This window comes from Streptomyces sp. AF1A, from assembly GCF_047340315.1.
GTDB lineage: Bacteria > Actinomycetota > Actinomycetes > Streptomycetales > Streptomycetaceae > Streptomyces.
Map to the genome: position 1 here is coordinate 1 of NZ_JBLEBI010000156.1, position 16606 is coordinate 16606.

Annotated in this window: 15 protein-coding genes and 2 pseudogenes; 6 read left to right on the forward strand and 11 right to left on the reverse strand. The window is 71.8% G+C overall.

The window, feature by feature from the left end:
* Positions 1-264 (reverse strand): annotated as a pseudogene (locus ACLU3S_RS29145) (hypothetical protein); the annotation flags it as partial.
* A gap of 273 nt (positions 265-537) precedes the next feature.
* Between ACLU3S_RS29145 and ACLU3S_RS29150 the strand changes: the two are divergent.
* Positions 538-1740 carry an amino acid deaminase/aldolase gene (locus tag ACLU3S_RS29150; protein ID WP_413954950.1) on the forward strand — a complete coding sequence of 401 codons (1203 nt, stop codon included), beginning with the start codon at positions 538-540 and terminating at the stop codon, positions 1738-1740.
* 9 nt (positions 1741-1749) lie between these two features.
* Here the strand turns inward: ACLU3S_RS29150 and ACLU3S_RS29155 are convergent, their stop codons facing one another.
* The 3 genes from ACLU3S_RS29155 to ACLU3S_RS29165 are packed head-to-tail and all read right to left on the reverse strand — an operon-like array spanning position 1750 to position 5284.
* Positions 1750-2541 (reverse strand): 3-oxoacyl-ACP reductase, encoded by a 792-nt coding sequence (locus ACLU3S_RS29155; RefSeq protein ID WP_413954951.1) that lies wholly within the window; start codon positions 2539-2541, stop codon positions 1750-1752.
* The gene (locus ACLU3S_RS29160; protein WP_413954952.1) at positions 2538-3911 is read right to left on the reverse strand and encodes an aldehyde dehydrogenase family protein; all 1374 of its coding nucleotides are present in this window, start codon (positions 3909-3911) and stop codon (positions 2538-2540) included. The genes ACLU3S_RS29155 and ACLU3S_RS29160 overlap by 4 nt, the downstream gene beginning before the upstream one ends.
* Positions 3912-3919: 8 nt before the next feature.
* Entirely contained in the window at positions 3920-5284 is a 1365-nt protein-coding gene (locus tag ACLU3S_RS29165; RefSeq protein WP_413954953.1) for a glutamine synthetase family protein, read from the reverse strand.
* A gap of 94 nt (positions 5285-5378) precedes the next feature.
* On the opposite strand from ACLU3S_RS29165, the gene ACLU3S_RS29170 reads away from it, so the two are divergent.
* Entirely contained in the window at positions 5379-6116 is a 738-nt protein-coding gene (locus ACLU3S_RS29170) for a FadR/GntR family transcriptional regulator (protein ID WP_413954954.1), read from the forward strand.
* 64 nt (positions 6117-6180) lie between these two features.
* Positions 6181-6867: a gamma-glutamyl-gamma-aminobutyrate hydrolase family protein gene (locus ACLU3S_RS29175; RefSeq protein ID WP_413954955.1), complete on the forward strand. Its 687-nt coding sequence runs from the start codon at positions 6181-6183 to the stop codon at positions 6865-6867.
* Positions 6868-7077: 210 nt separating this feature from the next.
* On the opposite strand, the gene ACLU3S_RS29180 is transcribed toward ACLU3S_RS29175, so the two are convergent.
* The 5 genes from ACLU3S_RS29180 to ACLU3S_RS29200 form a co-directional block, all read right to left on the reverse strand.
* Positions 7078-7998 carry a LysR family transcriptional regulator gene (locus ACLU3S_RS29180; RefSeq protein ID WP_413954956.1) on the reverse strand — a complete coding sequence of 307 codons (921 nt, stop codon included), beginning with the start codon at positions 7996-7998 and terminating at the stop codon, positions 7078-7080.
* A gap of 178 nt (positions 7999-8176) precedes the next feature.
* On the reverse strand, positions 8177-8896 hold the full coding sequence (locus ACLU3S_RS29185; RefSeq protein WP_413954957.1) for a helical backbone metal receptor: 720 nt from the start codon (positions 8894-8896) through the stop codon (positions 8177-8179).
* Positions 8896-9468 (reverse strand): helix-turn-helix domain-containing protein, encoded by a 573-nt coding sequence (locus ACLU3S_RS29190; RefSeq protein WP_413954958.1) that lies wholly within the window; start codon positions 9466-9468, stop codon positions 8896-8898. Before ACLU3S_RS29190 ends, ACLU3S_RS29185 begins: the two co-directional genes overlap by 1 nt.
* Before the next feature lie 372 nt (positions 9469-9840).
* Positions 9841-11652: an ABC transporter permease/substrate binding protein gene (locus ACLU3S_RS29195; RefSeq protein ID WP_413954959.1), complete on the reverse strand. Its 1812-nt coding sequence runs from the start codon at positions 11650-11652 to the stop codon at positions 9841-9843.
* Entirely contained in the window at positions 11645-12721 is a 1077-nt protein-coding gene (locus ACLU3S_RS29200; protein WP_413954960.1) for a quaternary amine ABC transporter ATP-binding protein, read from the reverse strand. The genes ACLU3S_RS29195 and ACLU3S_RS29200 overlap by 8 nt, the downstream gene beginning before the upstream one ends.
* Positions 12722-12923: 202 nt before the next feature.
* Between ACLU3S_RS29200 and ACLU3S_RS29205 the strand changes: the two genes are divergently transcribed.
* Positions 12924-14408, forward strand: a complete 1485-nt coding sequence (locus ACLU3S_RS29205) for a recombinase family protein (RefSeq protein ID WP_413954961.1) — start codon at positions 12924-12926, stop codon at positions 14406-14408.
* A gap of 64 nt (positions 14409-14472) precedes the next feature.
* On the opposite strand, the gene ACLU3S_RS29210 is transcribed toward ACLU3S_RS29205, so the two are convergent.
* Both ACLU3S_RS29210 and ACLU3S_RS29215 read right to left on the reverse strand, forming a co-directional pair.
* Positions 14473-15054 carry a hypothetical protein gene (locus ACLU3S_RS29210; RefSeq protein WP_413954963.1) on the reverse strand — a complete coding sequence of 194 codons (582 nt, stop codon included), beginning with the start codon at positions 15052-15054 and terminating at the stop codon, positions 14473-14475.
* A gap of 48 nt (positions 15055-15102) precedes the next feature.
* Positions 15103-15294 (reverse strand): annotated as a pseudogene (locus ACLU3S_RS29215) (hypothetical protein); the annotation flags it as partial.
* Here ACLU3S_RS29215 and ACLU3S_RS29220 point away from each other — a divergent pair.
* Positions 15200-15451: a hypothetical protein gene (locus ACLU3S_RS29220; RefSeq protein WP_413954964.1), complete on the forward strand. Its 252-nt coding sequence runs from the start codon at positions 15200-15202 to the stop codon at positions 15449-15451. The pseudogene ACLU3S_RS29215 and the gene ACLU3S_RS29220 overlap by 95 nt on opposite strands.
* Positions 15452-15951: 500 nt before the next feature.
* The coding region (locus tag ACLU3S_RS29225) for a hypothetical protein (RefSeq protein WP_413954962.1) at positions 15952-16606 on the forward strand (655 nt) is incomplete at its 3' end.

Below are 16606 nucleotides of genomic sequence, written 5' to 3' on the forward strand. Positions count from 1 at the left end.
GTCGCGTGCGGAGGTTCCGGCGGGCGGGCGCGGGGCGAAGACGGAGGGCTCGTCGCCCAGGTCGGTGTCCGGCGTCGCGGCGGCTCGGGATGCGGCGGATCCGGCGGAGACGTGTCCGGCTCGGGCCGGCTGTGTGCCGTCGGCCCTTCCGGGGCCGGTCCCCCTGGTTCCGCCCGTGCGCGCCGTCGTACCCGGTTCGGGGTCGGTGCCGGGCGGGGTCGAGGGACGCGGGGGGACGGGGGCGTGGCGTGCTTCCGTGCTCATGCACCCCCCGTTTCCTCGTGCCCGGGCCGTCTCCTCGTACGCGGGCCGCCGCAGCTGCTCGGCCGGGCCCGGTGCGGAAGCTCCGTCCGGGCACGCATACCCGTACGGCCGGACCGGCATCCCGGTTCAGCCGGCCGGCCGGGCGCGTTCCGCCGTACGTGCGCGTCACTCTACGGGTTGCCGGGGACGGAGACGGAACCAGTCCGCACCCCCGCGGCATCTGCCCGGAACGTCCCCCTACCCTGCGGTAATCGCGTCTGGCAGGCTTCCGTCATGACTGCGCGCGCCGCCGACCGGGCCCGTTACGACCGGGCCACCGCCCATCTCGACGCCCCTCTCGCGATCGTGGACCTGGACGCCTTCGACGCGAACGCCGCCGACCTGGTCCGCCGCGCCGCCGGCAAGCCGGTCCGGGTCGCGAGCAAGTCCGTGCGCTGCCGTGCCCTGCTGGAGCGCGTCCTGGCCAGGGACGGCTTCCGGGGCGTCATGTCGTTCACCCTGGCCGAGTCGCTGTGGCTCGCGCGGTCCGGGTTCGACGACATCCTGCTGGCCTATCCCTCCGCCGACCGGGCCGGGTTCGCGGAGCTCACGGCCGATCCCAAGCTCGCCGGCGCCGTCACCGTGATGGTGGACGACCCCGTGCACCTCGATCTGATCGACGCCGCCCGCGACGGCGGGGGCGAAGTGGTGCGCATCTGCCTGGAGTTGGACACCTCGCTGCGGCTGCTCGGCGGCCGGGTGCGGGTCGGCGCGCGCCGCTCGCCGCTGCACTCCCCCGCCCAAATCGCCGAGCTCGCCCGGGCGGTGGCCCACCGCCCCGGTTTCCGGCTGGTGGGGATCATGGCGTACGAGGGGCACATCGCGGGGGTGGGTGACGCGGTCGCCGGACGGCCGCTGCGCTCCCGGGCGATCCGGCTGATGCAGGCGGCGGCCCGGCGCGAACTGGCCGAGCGGCGCGCGGCCGTGGTGCGCCAGGTGCGGGCCGTCGCGCCCGACCTGGAGTTCGTCAACGGCGGCGGCACGGGCAGTGTGCAGCACACCGCCGCCGAGGACGCGGTCACCGAGATCGCGGCCGGTTCCGGGCTGTACGTGCCGCGTCTGTTCGACAACTACACGTCCTTCACGGGCCGTCCGGCCGCACTCTTCGCCCAGCCCGTCGTCCGGCGGCCGGGCGTGGGGGTGGTCACGGTGCTGGGCGGCGGCTACCCGGCCTCCGGCGCCGCCGGACGCGACCGGCTGCCGGTGCCGTACCTGCCGGAGGGGCTGGGCTACGACCCGCAGGAGGGTCCCGGCGAGGTGCAGACCCCGCTGCTCGGCTCGCCCGCCGACGACCTGCTGATCGGCGACAAGGTGTGGTTCCGGCACGCCAAGGCGGGCGAGCTGTGCGAGCGGTTCGAGGCGCTGCACCTCGTCGAGGGGGACACGGTGACGGCCACCGTGCCCACCTACCGGGGCGAGGGGCAGACGTTCCTGTGACCGGCCGGCCTACAGGGGCGTGACGTACGCGCCCGCGATGCCGCCGTCCACCAGGAAGTCGGTGGCGTTGACGAAGGAGGCGTCGTCGCTGGCCAGGAAGGCGACGGCGGCGGCGATCTCCTCGGCCTCGGCGAACCGGCCGACCGGGATGTGCACCAGGCGGCGCGCGGCCCGCTCCGGGTCCTTGGCGAACAGCTCACGCAGAAGCGGGGTGTTGACCGGCCCGGGGCACAGCGCGTTGACCCGGATCCCCTCCCGGGCGAACTGCACGCCCAGCTCCCGGGACATGGCCAGGACGCCGCCCTTGGAGGCCGTGTACGAGATCTGGGAGGTCGCGGCGCCCATCCGGGCCACGAAGGACGCGGTGTTGATGATGGACCCCTTGCCCTGGCGGCGCATGTAGGGGATGGCGGCCTTGCAGCACAGGTAGACGGAGGTGAGGTTGACCTCCTGGACGCGCTTCCAGGCCTCCAGGCCGGTCTCCAGGATGGAGTCGTCGTCGGGCGGGGAGATGCCGGCGTTGTTGAAGGCGACGTCGACGCTGCCGTAGGTGTCGTAGGCCGCCTTGAACAGGGCCTCGACCTGCTCGGGGTCGGTGACGTCGACCCTGACGAAGAGCCCGCCGACCTCGTCGGCGGCGGCCTTGCCGCGGGTCTCGTCCACGTCCGCGCAGACCACGTGGGCGCCCTCGGAGACGAGACGGCGGGCGGTGGCGAGGCCGATGCCGCTGCCGGCTCCGGTGACGACGGCGGTACGGCCGACCAGGCGGCGGCAGACGGGTTCCTGGGTTTCTTCGGTCACTGCGCGGGGCCCTCCGTGCTGATGAAGACGTTCTTGGTCTCGGTGAAGGCGGTCAGGGCGTCGGGGCCGAGTTCGCGGCCGAGGCCGGACTGCTTGAAGCCGCCGAACGGGGTCCAGTAGCGGACGCTGGAGTGCGAGTTGACGGACAGGTTGCCCGCGCGCACGGCCTGGGAGACGCGCAGGGCACGGCCGAGGTCCCGGGTCCAGATGGAGCCGGACAGACCGTAGGGGGTGTCGTTGGCCAGCCGGATCGCGTCCTCCTCGTCGGTGAACGGCAGCAGGACGGCGACCGGGCCGAAGATCTCGTCGCGGGCCGCCGCGCCGTCGTGCCGCTCCCCCGTCAGGACCGTCGGCGGGAACCAGAAGCCCGGGCCGTCGGGGGCGCTGCCGCGCAGGGCGGGGGCGTCCGCGGGGACGTAGGACCGTACGCGGTCGAGCTGCTGCCGGGAGATCAGCGGGCCCATCTGCGTCTTGGCGTCGGCCGGGTCGCCCACGACCACCGCGGCCAGCGCGTCGGCCAGGACGTCCCGGGCCTCCTCCAGCACGCTCTCCTGGACGAGGATGCGGGTGCGCGCGCAGCAGTCCTGGCCGGAGTTGTCCAGGAAGGAGAACGGGTCGAGGGCGGCCTGCAGGTCGGCGTCGGCGAAGACCACGTTGGGGCTCTTGCCGCCGAGTTCGAGGGTCACGCGCTTGGCCCGGTCGGCGCAGAGCGCCATGACGCGCCGGCCGACCCGGGTGGAGCCGGTGAAGACGATCTTGGCGACGCGCGGGTTGCGCACGAGGGCCTCCCCCGCGATGTCGCCGCGGCCCGGCAGGACCTGGAACAGGTGCTCGGGCAGGCCCGCCTCGGCGGCGAGCTCGGCGAGGCGCAGGGCGGTGAGCGGGGTGGTCTCGGCGGGCTTGAGCAGGACCGCGTTGCCCGCCGCGAGCGCCGGCGCCGTGCCCCAGGCGGCGATCGGCAGGGGGAAGTTCCAGGGGGCGATGACCCCGACCACGCCGAGCGGTTCGAGCAGGGTGACGTCCAGCCCGCCCGCGACGGGGATCTGCCGGCCGGTCAGCCGCTCCACTCCGCCGGCCGCGTAGTCCAGCAGATCGCGGACGTTGCCGGCCTCCCAGCGGGCGTTGCCGAGGGTGTGGCCGGCCTCGCGGACCTCCAGCAGGGCGAGTTCCTCCAGGTGGTCGTCGACGACGGCGGCGAAGCGGCGCAGCAGCCGGGCCCGGTCGCCGGGGGGCAGCGCCGCCCAGCGCCGCTGGGCCCGTTCGGCCCGGCTCGCGGCCGCCTCCACGTCCTGCTCGACGGCGCCGGGTACGGTCGCGATCACCTCTTCCGTGGCGGGGTTGAGGACGTCGAGTTCGTAGGGGTGCGACACGTGATGCCTCACAGGCGTTCGAAGGAGCGGCGCAGCTCCCAGTCGGTGACCGCGGCGTCGAAGGCCTCCTGTTCGACGCGCGCCATGTTGCGGTAGTGGGCGACGACCTCGTCGCCGAAGGCGGCCTTCGCGATCGGGCTGTTCTCCCACAGCTCGGCCGCCTCGCGCAGGGTGGCCGGGACGTGCTCGAAGCCCGCGGTGTAGGCGTTGCCGGGGCAGGGGTCGGGGAGTTCGAGCTCGTGCTCGATGCCGTAGAGGCCGGCGGCGACGAGTCCGGCGACAGCCAGGTACGGGTTGACGTCGCCGCCGGGAAGGCGGTTCTCGAAGCGCAGGGAGCGGCCGTGGCCCACCACGCGCAGGGCGCAGGTGCGGTTGTCGTGGCCCCAGGCGACGGCGGTGGGCGCGAACGAGCCGGGCTGGAACCGCTTGTAGGAGTTGATGTTGGGGGCGTACAGGAGCGAGAAGTCGCGCAGAGCGGCGAGCTGTCCGGCGAGGAAGTGGCGCATCACCTCGGACATGCCGCCGGGGCCGTCCCCGGCCATCGCGTTGCCGCCGTCCGCGCCGGCGAGCGAGAGGTGGATGTGGCAGGAGTTGCCCTCGCGCTCGTTGTACTTGGCCATGAACGTGATCGAGACGCCCTCCTGGGCGGCGATCTCCTTGGCGCCGGTCTTGTACAGGGCGTGCTGGTCGCAGGTGACGAGGGCCTCGTCGTAGCGGAAGGCGATCTCGTGCTGTCCGGGGTTGCACTCGCCCTTGGCGGACTCGACGGTGAGGCCGGCGCCGGCCATGTCGTTGCGCAGGCGGCGCAGCAGGGGCTCGATGCGGCCGGTGCCGAGGATGGAGTAGTCGATGTTGTACTGGTTGGCGGGCGTGAGCCCCCGGTAGCCGGCCTCCCAGGCCTGTTCGTAGCTGTCCTTGAAGACGATGAACTCCAGCTCGGTGCCGACCTGTGCGGTGTAGCCGAGCTCGGCGAGCCGGGCGAGCTGGCGACGCAGGATCTGGCGGGGCGCGGCGACGACCGGCGAGCCGTCGTCCCAGGCCAGGTCGGCGAGGAGCAGGGCGGTGCCCGGGTGCCAGGGGATGCGGCGCACGGTGGCGAGGTCGGGGTGCAGGGCGAAGTCGCCGTAGCCCCGGTCCCAGGAGGACATCGCGTAGCCGTCGACGGTGTTCATGTCGGTGTCGACGGCGAGGAGGTAGTTGCAGCCCTCGGTGCCGTGGTGCAGGACCTCGTCGAGGAAGAAGCGGGCGGCGAACCGCTTGCCCTGCAGTCGTCCCTGCATGTCCGGGAAGGCCAGGACGACGGTGTCGATCTCACCGCTCGCGACCAGCGCGTGCAGTTCCTCGGCGCTGAGCGGGGGTGTGCGGTCTGCCACGAGAGCCTCCTTCGGCGCTTTCGCGCTTCTTCGGCCGGGCCGGGAGCCATAAGGTATTGCTCAGAACCATTGCTTGGGAAGGGTAGGGGGCCGGATGTCGCGGGAGACCGAGGCCCGGGGGGCAGGCGACCGGCTCGCACCGGTGCTCAGGCCGGTGCGGGCGGGCAACGGCTTCGAGGAGGCGCTGGAGCAGATCCTCCAGGTCGTGCGGCTCGGCCTGGTGCCGGGCGGCGAGCGGCTGCCCGCCGAGCGGGACCTGGCGGAGCGGCTCGGGATCAGCCGGGTGACGCTGCGCGAGGTGCTGAAGGTGCTGCAGGACCAGGGGCTGGTGGAGTCGCGGCGCGGACGCTACGGCGGAACGTTCGTGCTGCCGCGCGCCGACGCGGGCGGCGAGGACGAGCTGCGGCGGCGGATCGCCCAGGTCGACGTCGAGGACGTGCTGCGCTTCCGCGAGGTGCTGGAGGTGGGCGCGGCCGGCCTGTGCGCCGCGCACGGGCTGGCCGGCGAGCGGGCGGAGCGGCTGCGCGCGGCGCTGGCCCGTACGCACGACGCGCCGCTCGGCGAGTACCGCCGCCGGGACACGCTGCTGCATCTGACGCTGGCCGAGCTGTCCGGCTCCCCCTCCCTGGCCGCGCAGTACGCGGCGGTCCGTGCCACGGTCAACGACCTGCTCGACTGCATCCCGCTGCTGGTGCGCAACCTGGAGCACTCGCAGCGGCAGCACACCGCACTGGTGGAGGCGGTGCTGGACGGGGACGCGGACGGGGCACGGGAGATGACGCGCGAGCACTGCGCGGGCACCGCGGCGCTGCTGCGGGGTTTTCTGACCTGAGCCCGCTCCGCAAAGGTATGCAAGTGTACCTTTGAATGACCTGGGGACTTCTAGGGAGGGCGGCGTGACCGGACGGCCGTTGATCGGTGTGAGCACGTATCTCGAGGCCGGCGCCCGGTGGGGCGTCTGGGAGCTGGAGGCCGCGCTGCTGCCCGCCGCGTACCCGCGACTGGTGCAGCGGGCGGAGGGACTGGCCGCCCTGCTGCCGCCCGACGAGCCCGAGCTGGCCGCGGCGGCGGTGGCCCGGCTCGACGGGCTGGTGATCGCGGGCGGTCCGGACGTCGACCCGTCCCGGTACGGCGCCGGGCGCGACCCCCGCACAGGCCCGCCGGCCCCGGCCCGAGATGCCTGGGAACTGGCCCTGATCCGGGCCGCGTTGGACGCCGGTGTGCCGCTGCTGGGCATCTGCCGGGGCATGCAGCTGCTGAACGTCGCCCTCGGCGGGACGCTGGTGCAGCACCTCGACGGGCACGCGGAGGCGGTCGGCGTGTTCGGCGGCCACCCGGTGAAGCCGGTGCCGGGCACGCTGTACGCCGCGATCGTCCCCGAGGAGACGACCGTGCCGACCTATCACCACCAGTCCGTGGACCGCCTCGGCACGGGTCTCGTGCCCTCGGCCCACGCGGCGGACGGCACGGTGGAGGCGCTCGAGCTGCCGGCGGAGCGGGGCTGGGCACTGGGCGTGCAGTGGCACCCGGAGATGGGCGAGGACATGCGGGTGATGCGGGCGCTGGTCGCTGCCGCGGGCTGAGCGGAGGGCTTCCCCGCGCCCCTGGGGAGCTGCACCGTCCCACGCCGGGAGCGCGCCGCGCAGCCACGGTCGCGCATCAACGGTGCCGTTCGTCCCGAGGTAGCCCCGCGCGGCACGGGTGAGCGCGGGGCCCGAGCCCGGCCAGGCGCCCCGTCGGCGAGGCGAGCAGTTGCACCCTCGCCTGCAGACGGCGGCTGCCGCCCCGCAGCGTCACCCCCGTGTCAGCGACAGCAGTTCCCGGGCCGGTCCGGTCGGCCGGTGGCCCGTCGGCCAGACCGCTCGCAGGTCGCGGTGCAGCGACACGCCCTCCACCGGGACGCTGACCAGGCGGCGCATCGCCAGCTCCTCGCCCACCGCGAGCTCGCTGAGCACCGAGGGACCCGCTCCGCTCACCGCGGAGGCCTTCACCGCCGTCGTCGAGGACAGTTCGATCAGCGGGCGGGCGAGGCCGCCGAGGGCCGTGTCCAGGACTTGGCGGGTGCCTGAGCCGCGCTCGCGCAGGATCAGCGGGGTGGCCGCCAGCTCCTCCGCGGTCAGCGGGCGCCGGCGCCTGGCCCAGGGGTGGCCGGGGGCCGTGACGACGATCAGCCGGTCATGGGCGATGACCGCCGAGTCCAGGCCGGCGGGGACCGTCACGCCCTCCACGAACCCGAGGTCGGCCTCCCCGGCCATGAGCAGTTCCGCGACCTTCGCCGAGTTGCCGGCGAGGAGCGACACCGCCGTGTCGGGGCGCTCGGCGTGCAGCGCCAGGAGCCAGCCGGGCAGCAGGTACTCGGCGATCGTCATGCTCGCCGCGACCCTCAGACGGGAGTCCCGCCGGTCGCGCAGCGCCCGCGCGCCCACGTCGAAGGCGGCCGCCGCCTCCACCACGCGCCGGGCCCAGTCCGTCACCAGGGCGCCCGCGTCCGTCAGCCGTGAACCGCGCGGCGAGCGGTCGACCAGGGCCACGCCCAACTGCCGTTCCATGGAGCGGATCCGGCTGCTGACGGCCGGCTGGGTGATGCCGACCTCCCGTGCCGCCGCACCGAGGCTGCCCAGCCGCGCCACCGCCAGCAGCAGCTCCAGCGCGGCGAGGTCCGGCACCCGGTGCGCCAGCGATCCCACGGCCTCGCGCTGCCCCTCCTCGCTCATAAGACCAGCTTATGCCCTGGGGGAGGTATACCCCCTGGCCACGAGTGCCCGCGCCCTGCGCCGTCCTCACTGCCGTCCGGGCGTCGTCCTCGCTGCCGTCCGGGCGTCGTCCTCGCTGCCGTCCGGGCGCCGTCCTCGCGGTCGGCTCGCGGCGATTCAGAGGCCATGCGCGGCCTGCTCAGCGGTGAGCCGCCCGCAGCGCCGAAGCCAGCACCCGCGGCGCCTGGGCCAGGGACGGGCCGTACCAGGTCAGGTGCCGCCCGCTGACCAGGGCGCAGGGCAGGCCGGGGAAGGCCTCCGGTCCGTCGCCGGCGGTGAACCGGTACGGCTCGTCGGGCAGCACCACGAGGTCCGGCCCGGCGGCGCGCAACTCCTCCAGCGGGACGCGTGGATAGCGCTCGGGGTGGCCGGTGTAGAGGTGGTCCACGCCGAGGCGGGCCAGCACGTCGCCCGCGAAGGTGTCCCGGCCGAGGACCATCCAGGGCCGGCGCCACACCGGTACGACGGCCGTCCTGCGCTCCTCGGGCTCGGGCAGGGCCGTCCAGGCGGCCTCCGCGGCATCCAGCCAGCGCGGACGGCCGGGGGCGCCGCAGGCGGTCAGCACGCGGTCCAGCTCCGTGAAGGCCTGGGGCACGCTCCGCACCTGCGTGACCAGCACCTCCAGGCCCGCGGTGCGCAGGGCGTCGAGGTCGGGGGCGCGGTTCTCCTCCTCGTTGGCGAGGACGAGGTCGGGGGCGAGCGCGATGATCCGGTCCGGCCGGGGGTTCTTGGTGCCGCCGATCCGGGCGACGTCCAGGTCCGCGGGGTGGCTGCACCAGTCCGTGGCGCCGGCCAGCACCCCGGGCAGGGTGACGGCGACCGCCTCGGTGAGCGACGGCACGAGGGAGACGACCCGCACTAGCGGGTCCGGTCCTGGACGGCCTCGATGTGTTCGGCGACCGCCACGACGATGACGCGCGTGTCGGGGACCGTGGCCCGCCAGCGGTGGCGGACCCCGCCGGTCAGGTAGAGGGTGTCGCCGCGGCCGAGGCGGTAGGCGCGGCCCTCGGCCTCTATCTCCACGGCGCCGTCGGCGACGTACATCAGCTCGTCGTTGCGGTGCTGGAACTCGCGTCCCGCGTCGTGGTCACCGGTGAACTCCGAGGCGTGCAGCTGGTGGTGGCCGCGCACCAGGGAACGCGTCCGCGCGTCGAAGCCGCCCTCGGCTACCGGGTCGGCGCGTACGACGTCGACGCTGGCCGCCGGGTCGGCGGCGGCGAGGAGCTCGACGGCCGTGGTGCGCAGGGCGTCGGCCAGCTTCTCCAGGGAGCTGCGGCTGGGCCGGGCCCGGTCGTTCTCGACCTGGCTGAGGAACGGCACGGACAGCCCGGTGCGCTCGGCGACGACCGCGAGGGTCAGTTCCAGCGCACGGCGGCGCCGGCGGACGGCCGCGCCCACCCGTACGGGCTGCTGCTCTTTGTGGTCGCCCATCGCTCCGGCTCCCTCCCTCACGCCTCGTGCCGCTGCTTACGGGTGCCCCGCCCGGGGGCGGCTCTCTCCTGATGACTTCTCTGCACCCTACGCATGTTCGGCAAACCGTTTCACGCGGCTGTCACATCCCTGACATGCCGGCGCCCCCGCACCCTCTCGGTTCACGCCAGTGCGAGAGGCACCCGGCAGGTGCCCAGGCGGCTCCCTCCACGGTTCCTCCCTGGGGATGAACATGTCCACCGGGGAACGTCATTACTCTGGGTGATTGGCCGGATTCTTCCCGTAGGGGATGCCGTGAGGGGCGGGCGCGGCCGTGCGCGCTGCGGCGTACGGCGGCGCCCGCCCCTCGGGCGACGGTCCGGGACGGTCAGGTCACCCGGCCGCCTGGCTGCTGCTGTCCTTGGCGACCGGGGCCCACTTGTCGACCAGGTCCGGGTGGCCGCGCAGCCAGGTGCGGACGGCGTCCTGCTCCTTGCCCTTGCCGGCCTTCTGGATCTGCGCCTCCAGGCCGGTGAGCTGCCTCTCGGTCATGGAGAAGTTTCTCAGCCAGCGGCCGACCTGTGGGTTGGCGCCGGCGAAGCCCTTGCGGGCGAGGGTGTGCACGCCGTCGCCCTTGCCCCAGGCCCCCTTGGGGTCCTTGAGCTTCTTCAGGTCGTAGTCGCTGTAGGCCCAGTGCGGGGACCACAGGGTGACGACGACCGGCTGCTTCCTGGCATAGGCGCGCTGCAGCTCGGCCAGCATGGCCGGGGTGGAGCCGTCGATCACGTCGTAGCTGCCCTGGAGGCCGTACTCCTTGAGGACCTTGTTCTTCAGCAGGCCCATCTCGCCCGCGCTGGGCTCGATGCCGACGATCTTCCCGCCGAACTCGGAGGCGTGGTCCTTCAGGTCCGCCAGGGAGTTCACGTCCTTCACGTACGACGGGACGGTCAGCTCGAGGGAGGTGGGACTGAACCACGAGCCGAGGTCGTCGAGCCGCTTGCCGTACTTCTTCCAGTACTCGGCGTGGGTGGTGGGCAGCCAGGAGTCGGTCTCGAAGTCGACCTGGCCGGTGGCGAGACCGGTGTAGAGCGGGCCGGCCGCGTACTGGGTGGTGGTGACCTTGAAGCCGCGCTCCTCGAGGATCTCCTTCCAGAGGAAGGTGGAGGCGACGCCCTCGTCCCAGGGGATGTAGCCGATCCTGATCTCCTTGCCCTTGCCGACGTCCGCGCCGGAGGCCTCGGAGGTTCCGGTGCCGGAACCGAAGACGCCCATCCCGCCCGCGACCAGGGCCAGGACGACCACACCGACGACGGCGACGGCCGGGCGCGGCCGGTACGACCACGCGCGCGTGCGGACCTTGGCGGCGGCCCTGCGGCCCAGCGGGGAGAGCTGGGTGCCCAGGGCGCCGGTGATGCGGTCGAGGTAGATGGCGAGGACGACGATGCCGACGCCCGCCTCGAAGCCGTAGCCGATGTCGAGCCGACCGATGGCCTCGTTGACGGCGCCGCCGAGGCCCCCGGTGCCGACCATGCCGGCGATCACCACCATGGACAGGCCCAGCATGATCACCTGGTTGACGCCGGCCATGATGGTGGGCAGCGCGAGCGGCAGCTGGACGCGCCACAGGATGTCGCGCGGGCTGGTGCCGAACGCCTCCGCGGCCTCGACCAGGTCCGCGTCGACCTGGCGGATGCCCAGCTCCGTCATGCGGACGCCCGGGGCGAGCGCGAAGATCAGGGTGGCGACGACACCGGCGGCGGTGCCGAGACCGAAGAACAGCATGGCCGGGATCAGCAGGACCATCGACGGCATGGTCTGCAGCAGGTCCAGGACGGGCCGCACGGCGGCGCTGACGGCCCTGGAGCGGGCGGCCCAGATGCCCAGCGGCAGCGAGATCACCAGGGCGATCACGGTGGCCACGAGGACCAGGGCGAGCGTGGACATGGCCCGGTCCCACAGGTCGAGCGAGTCGACCAGGGCGAAGCCGGCGAAGGCGAGGACACCGGCGAGCAGGCCGCGCAGCCACCAGGCGACGACGGCGAGGATGCCCGCCATCAGCAGCGGCTCGGGCGCGCCGAGCACGGCGTCGATGCCGTTGTACATGCCCTCCATCACGGCCTTGACGGCGTCGAAGAGCCAGGAGAGGTGGCCGACCAGCCAGTCGACGCCGGAGTCGACCCAGTCGCCGAGGTGGATCCTAGGCACGGCTGATCACCTTCCCGTCCGGGTTGTCGCAGGGCGCGGGCCCGTCCGTCTCGTCTCCGAGGAAACCGACGAGCCGCTGCCTCGGCACGACGCCGATGACGCGGTTCTCCTCGTCCACGACCGAGACCCGGTGCGACAGCCGAGCGCTGATCGCGCACAGCTCGGTGAACGGCGTCTGACGCGTCGCGGTCTCGCAGCCGCACAGCGGGGCGTCGGCCGTGACGGAGGCGTCCATGAGGGCGCCCGCGGTGAGCACGCGGGAGCGGTCGACGTCCTGGATGAAGGAGGCGACGTAGTCGTTCGCCGGGCGCAGCAGGATGTCCTCGGCGCTGCCGGTCTGCACGATGCGGCCGTCGCGCATGACGGCGATGCGGTCGCCGAGCCGCATGGCCTCGTTGAGGTCGTGGGTGATGAAGACGATGGTCTTCCTCAGGGTCTTCTGCAGCTCCAGGAGCTGGTCCTGCATGTCCCGGCGGATCAGCGGGTCCAGGGCGCTGAAGGACTCGTCCATCAGCAGCAGGTCGGCGTCGGTGGCGAGGGCGCGGGCGAGGCCGACGCGCTGCTGCATGCCGCCGGACAGCTCGTCGGGCCAGGACGTCTCCCAGCCGGCCAGGCCGCACAGGGCGAGCGCCTCGTCGGCGCGGCGATCGCGCTCGGCGCGGGGCACGCCCTGCACTTCCAGGCCGTAGGCGGCGTTGTCCCGGACGCTGCGGTGCGGGAAGAGCGCGAAGTGCTGGAAGACCATGCTGATCTTCCTCGAGCGCAGTTCGCGCAGCTGGCGGTCGGTGAGCGCGGTCAGGTCCTGGCCGTCGAAGCGCACGCTGCCCGCGGTCGGCTCCAGCAGGCCGTTGAGCATGCGCAGGAGGGTGGACTTGCCGGAGCCGGACAGCCCCATGACGACGAAGATCTCGCCGGCCCGGACGCGGAAGGAGGCGTCGATGACGGCGGCGGTGGTGCCGTCGGCGCGCAGCTCCTCTCGATCGGCGCCCCGTCTCAGGCGCTCCACCGCCTCGTCCGGTCGTCTGCCGAACACCTTGAACAGGTGCTCCGCCTCAAGCCTGGCTGACACGCGTACCTCTCGTCCGCGGGGGCAGGGACAGGAGACGAAGAGTCGGCAACAGTTGAAATGTGCACCACCTTCGCTCCGAGGGCGCGCCTCCCCAGGTCAAGCCGAGGCAAACTCGGAAGTGGCCGGCCTCACGGCGATGCGCATCGCGCAACGCGTTCCGAAGCCGGGGCCGGCTGTCAGTACCGTGCGGCATGATGCGAGCGTGACCGGACGACTCATGCTCCTCGACACCGCCTCGCCGTGTCTTACCATCACCCGCATGACAACTGAGCATGCGCCGAGACGGGTCATCGGGTACGCCCGGATCTCCAAGGCAACGGACGAGAGCACGTCCATCGAACGCCAGCGAGAGGTCATACAGGCCACGTGCCACGCACGAGGATGGGCCCTCGCCGACATCATCGAGGACGTCGACGTATCCGCCACCAAGACCCGCCTCGACCGTCCTGGCCTTGCCCGGGTACGGGACGCCGTCGCCGCCGGTCGCGTCGACACGGTCATGGTCTGGCGCATCGACCGCGTCGCCCGGTCCGTGTCCGACCTCGCGTCGCTCACTGAGGAGTGGGCGAAGACCGACGTGTCGCTGGTTTCGGCTACGGAACCGTTCGACATGACGACGTCAGCCGGTCGCATGCTGCTCCAGTTGCTCGGCGTGTTTGCCGAGTTCGAAGCGGCCACCATCCGGGACCGTGTGACGGCCGCCCGCGCCGCACTGGTGAAGGCCCAGCGATGGCCAGGAGGCTCGGCACCGTACGGATACCGCATCGTTGACAACACCGACGGCGCCGGAAAGGCCCTTGAGGTCGACCCGGTCGAAGCCGCGTACGTCCGCAAGGCCGCCGACCTGGTCCTGAGCGGCAAGTCCGTCTACTACGCGACCAACGTGCTCAACGAAGCCGGCTCGGTCCCACGCAAGGCCAAGGCGTGGTCGATGACGTCGCTGCGTATCGTCCTCACCCAGGCGGCGACGCTCGGCCACATGACGCACAAGGGGAAGGTCGTCACCGACGCCGACGGCCAGCCGGTGCAGGTGTGGGAACCGCTACTCCCCGAAGAGGACGTGCTGCGGCTCCGCGCGCTGCTCGCACCGACAAAGACGCCAGGCGGCGAGCGCAAGCGGCGCGCCCGGCTGCTGTCGGGCTTGTTGCGGTGCTCGTCGTGCGGCGGTTCCATGCGGGTCAACAAGACCGGCGGACACAACCCCGTCACGCGGTACGCCTGCCACGGCCGCTCGGACGGCACCGGCTGCACCCGCGCGACATCCATCGTCGCCGAACGGCTTGAAGAGCACGTGGAGCGCACGTTCCTCGCGACGGTCGGCAAGCTCGAAGTCGTCGAAGCCCGCGAGACGGTTCGCGAGATCGCCGAGCTGGCCGCGACCGAAGCCGCCATCAAGTCGACCACGGCGGAACTCGCCGACGTGGACGATGACGAGCGCGAAGCCGAGCTGATGTCGGACCTCCGCACGCTCAAGGCCAAGCGCCGCGAGCTGCTGGCCATGCCTGATGAACCCGAGGTCGAGTACGTGAGCCTCGGTATGACCTTCGCGGAGGCATGGGAGCAGCGCGACACCGACGGACGGCGCGACCTGCTGTCGTCCGCGCTTCAGCACATCGTGGTCAAGCCAGGCGTTCGCGGGCGGCGGGGTATCGATCCCGATCGCGTTGATATCCACTGGCGCAACTGACGACCAGCTGACGACCGAGGGGCGGCGTTCCGGGGTGATGGTCCCGGGGCGTCGCCCTCGTCGTCTACGCGCCCGGCTGGCCCGGCTCCGGCGCGGCCGTACCTTCCCCGTCATCGGCTGGTGCGGAGTTCATGTGCTTGGCCACCTCATCAAAGAGCACTGTCGCTCGCGGTGCATACACCTCGACCTGTTTCCAGGACCACGGTTCCTCGTATGCACCGCCGGTCATGAGGAGTGCGAGCTCGCGCGCATAGATGACGTAGCCAATTTCAGCCGCCCGAAGCACGATCTCCTCGAACCGCTTGACAGCATCGCGCTGTTGTTTAAGCCCAAACAGGTCACCCGAGATGTCCGCCCAATCCTGGAGCTCGTCCAGCATTCCGACCATCTCATCAACCTCTTCCTCAGCACCTTCCTGTGAATATCTGAACCTCCACGACTTTGCGCCACTTAGGAGATTCCACAATTGCGCACCGGAAATGATGAGGTCGTACCTGATGTCCTTGGGGTTCGGGAAACCGGGGTCAGGGATCAGCTGGACTCGCTGGGGCGTGGCGCGCAGGCGCTCCTCGACCCACGATTCATGGCTGCGTTTGGTATCTCTCAGCTTGTCGACGGTCCATTCATTGACTTGGTCGTCGATCATCTTGTGATGGATTCGGCAGAGCAGAATCAGGTTTTCATGGTGATCGACGTCGCCGGGATAATTCGCGTCTCCGCGCGGCCCCTGGGGTGACTGGGCAACTATGTGGGCTTCCTCGGCTACGACGGACGGGTCATCCTGTCCGGACTTGCTCGGTATCACCAATTCCGAGCGGCAAATGGCGCAGCGCCCGCCGCTTCTACACCACAAGATTCGCCTGCTGGGGAGAGAAATGGCCACCACGGCAGGCGAGTGGACGGGGCTCGCGTTCGGTGCCGAACACGACAACTTCCCTGCGCCCTCGGAGCCCGCATTGCCCTGGCGCGAGTCGCCCCAACTGGATGACGACCTCCAGCCGGCTCGCCTGTCACCGCTGGGTTTCGCCCCGGCGAGTGGCTGACGCCACTACTTTGCTAGTCCGCATCGTGGGACTTCGTGAGCAGAAGCCGGGTTGCTGGCCCACTTAGCAAGTGTCCGCGTGTGGCTCGCGCGGGCGGTCCTTTCCCGAGGGATGACAGGGGTACGGCCTCGGGGTCGCGGCGACTGGATGCGCGGCGGCTCCGGGGGTGTCGGCATGCCCAGCGCCGGGAAGGACGCGGACGAGGCTCCGAGCGACACCCCCGAGCGTGTCTCAAGTGGTGGTTCTGACGATTAACCGTCACTTCACTATTACCGCTCATAGCTTCTTCTTCTCTACTAGCGCAATAGTGAAGTGACGGTTTTCCACCACTACCGTCAACTGCAGACACGCCTCCATGGCTTCGCCCGGCTGGTCCCGCCCGGCGCCCCGGCGCGCTAGGCCGACGCTCAGAAGTTTCTCGCCCAGCAGCGAGCACCCGTCACGCGCCTGGCCCACTTCACCGATGCCACACCCCGCCGCATCGCCAAAGGAGGTACCCCGTGGCGACCCCGCCGCACCCGACATTCGCCGACTGCATCACTGTCGCCACCGCCCGCACCGCCGCGCTCGTCGACGGCCGCGACCGCCGCCACTCCGTCATTGCCCGCCGCCCCGTGCAGTACAAGATCTACGAGGGACCGTCATTCGAGCTTCCCGGACCACTCACGCTCGCCGAGATCTGGTTCCCGGTGTTGAACGTCGGCCGGGACCTCCGCGCGTGCGGCTACGACCTCGCCGACTTGGCCAAGCCCGTCGGCGCCCCGACCCTCGCGGGCTACATCCGGCTCGCCGACGAGCTCCAGGACCACATCGCCGCCCTTCCGGAGGACCACAACGCCGGACGGCCACACCAAGACCTGCGCCTGTTCATCACAGAAGCCCAGCCAACGCGCGTCGCGAACTACTTCATGAGCGTCATCAAGAATCTCTGCAAGACCGCCCCAGCGGGACCGTCGCCCGTCCGCACGCAGCGCGTGCCCATGTCGGATGCAGAGCGCTTTGAAGCTGCGTGTCAGCGCAAGCGAGACCGCATGACGCTCGCCGCGAGGTACCTACTCAAGTTGCAGGAACTCACCGCCTCCACGTGGGTTGTGGCTCCGACGGCGCTCTTCGAGAAGTACGCGGAGGCTCTGGAGTCGCGCGGTATGAGGCCGC

Bases quoted from the DNA above. Each gene is read 5' to 3' on its own strand.
- ACLU3S_RS29210 (WP_413954963.1), bottom strand. From the start codon at position 15,054: ATGATCGACGACCAAGTCAATGAATGGACCGTCGACAAGCTGAGAGAT.
- ACLU3S_RS29150 (WP_413954950.1), top strand. From the start codon at position 538: ATGACTGCGCGCGCCGCCGACCGGGCCCGTTACGACCGGGCCACCGCC.
- ACLU3S_RS29170 (WP_413954954.1), top strand. From the start codon at position 5,379: ATGTCGCGGGAGACCGAGGCCCGGGGGGCAGGCGACCGGCTCGCACCG.
- ACLU3S_RS29180 (WP_413954956.1), bottom strand. From the start codon at position 7,998: ATGAGCGAGGAGGGGCAGCGCGAGGCCGTGGGATCGCTGGCGCACCGG.
- ACLU3S_RS29190 (WP_413954958.1), bottom strand. From the start codon at position 9,468: ATGGGCGACCACAAAGAGCAGCAGCCCGTACGGGTGGGCGCGGCCGTC.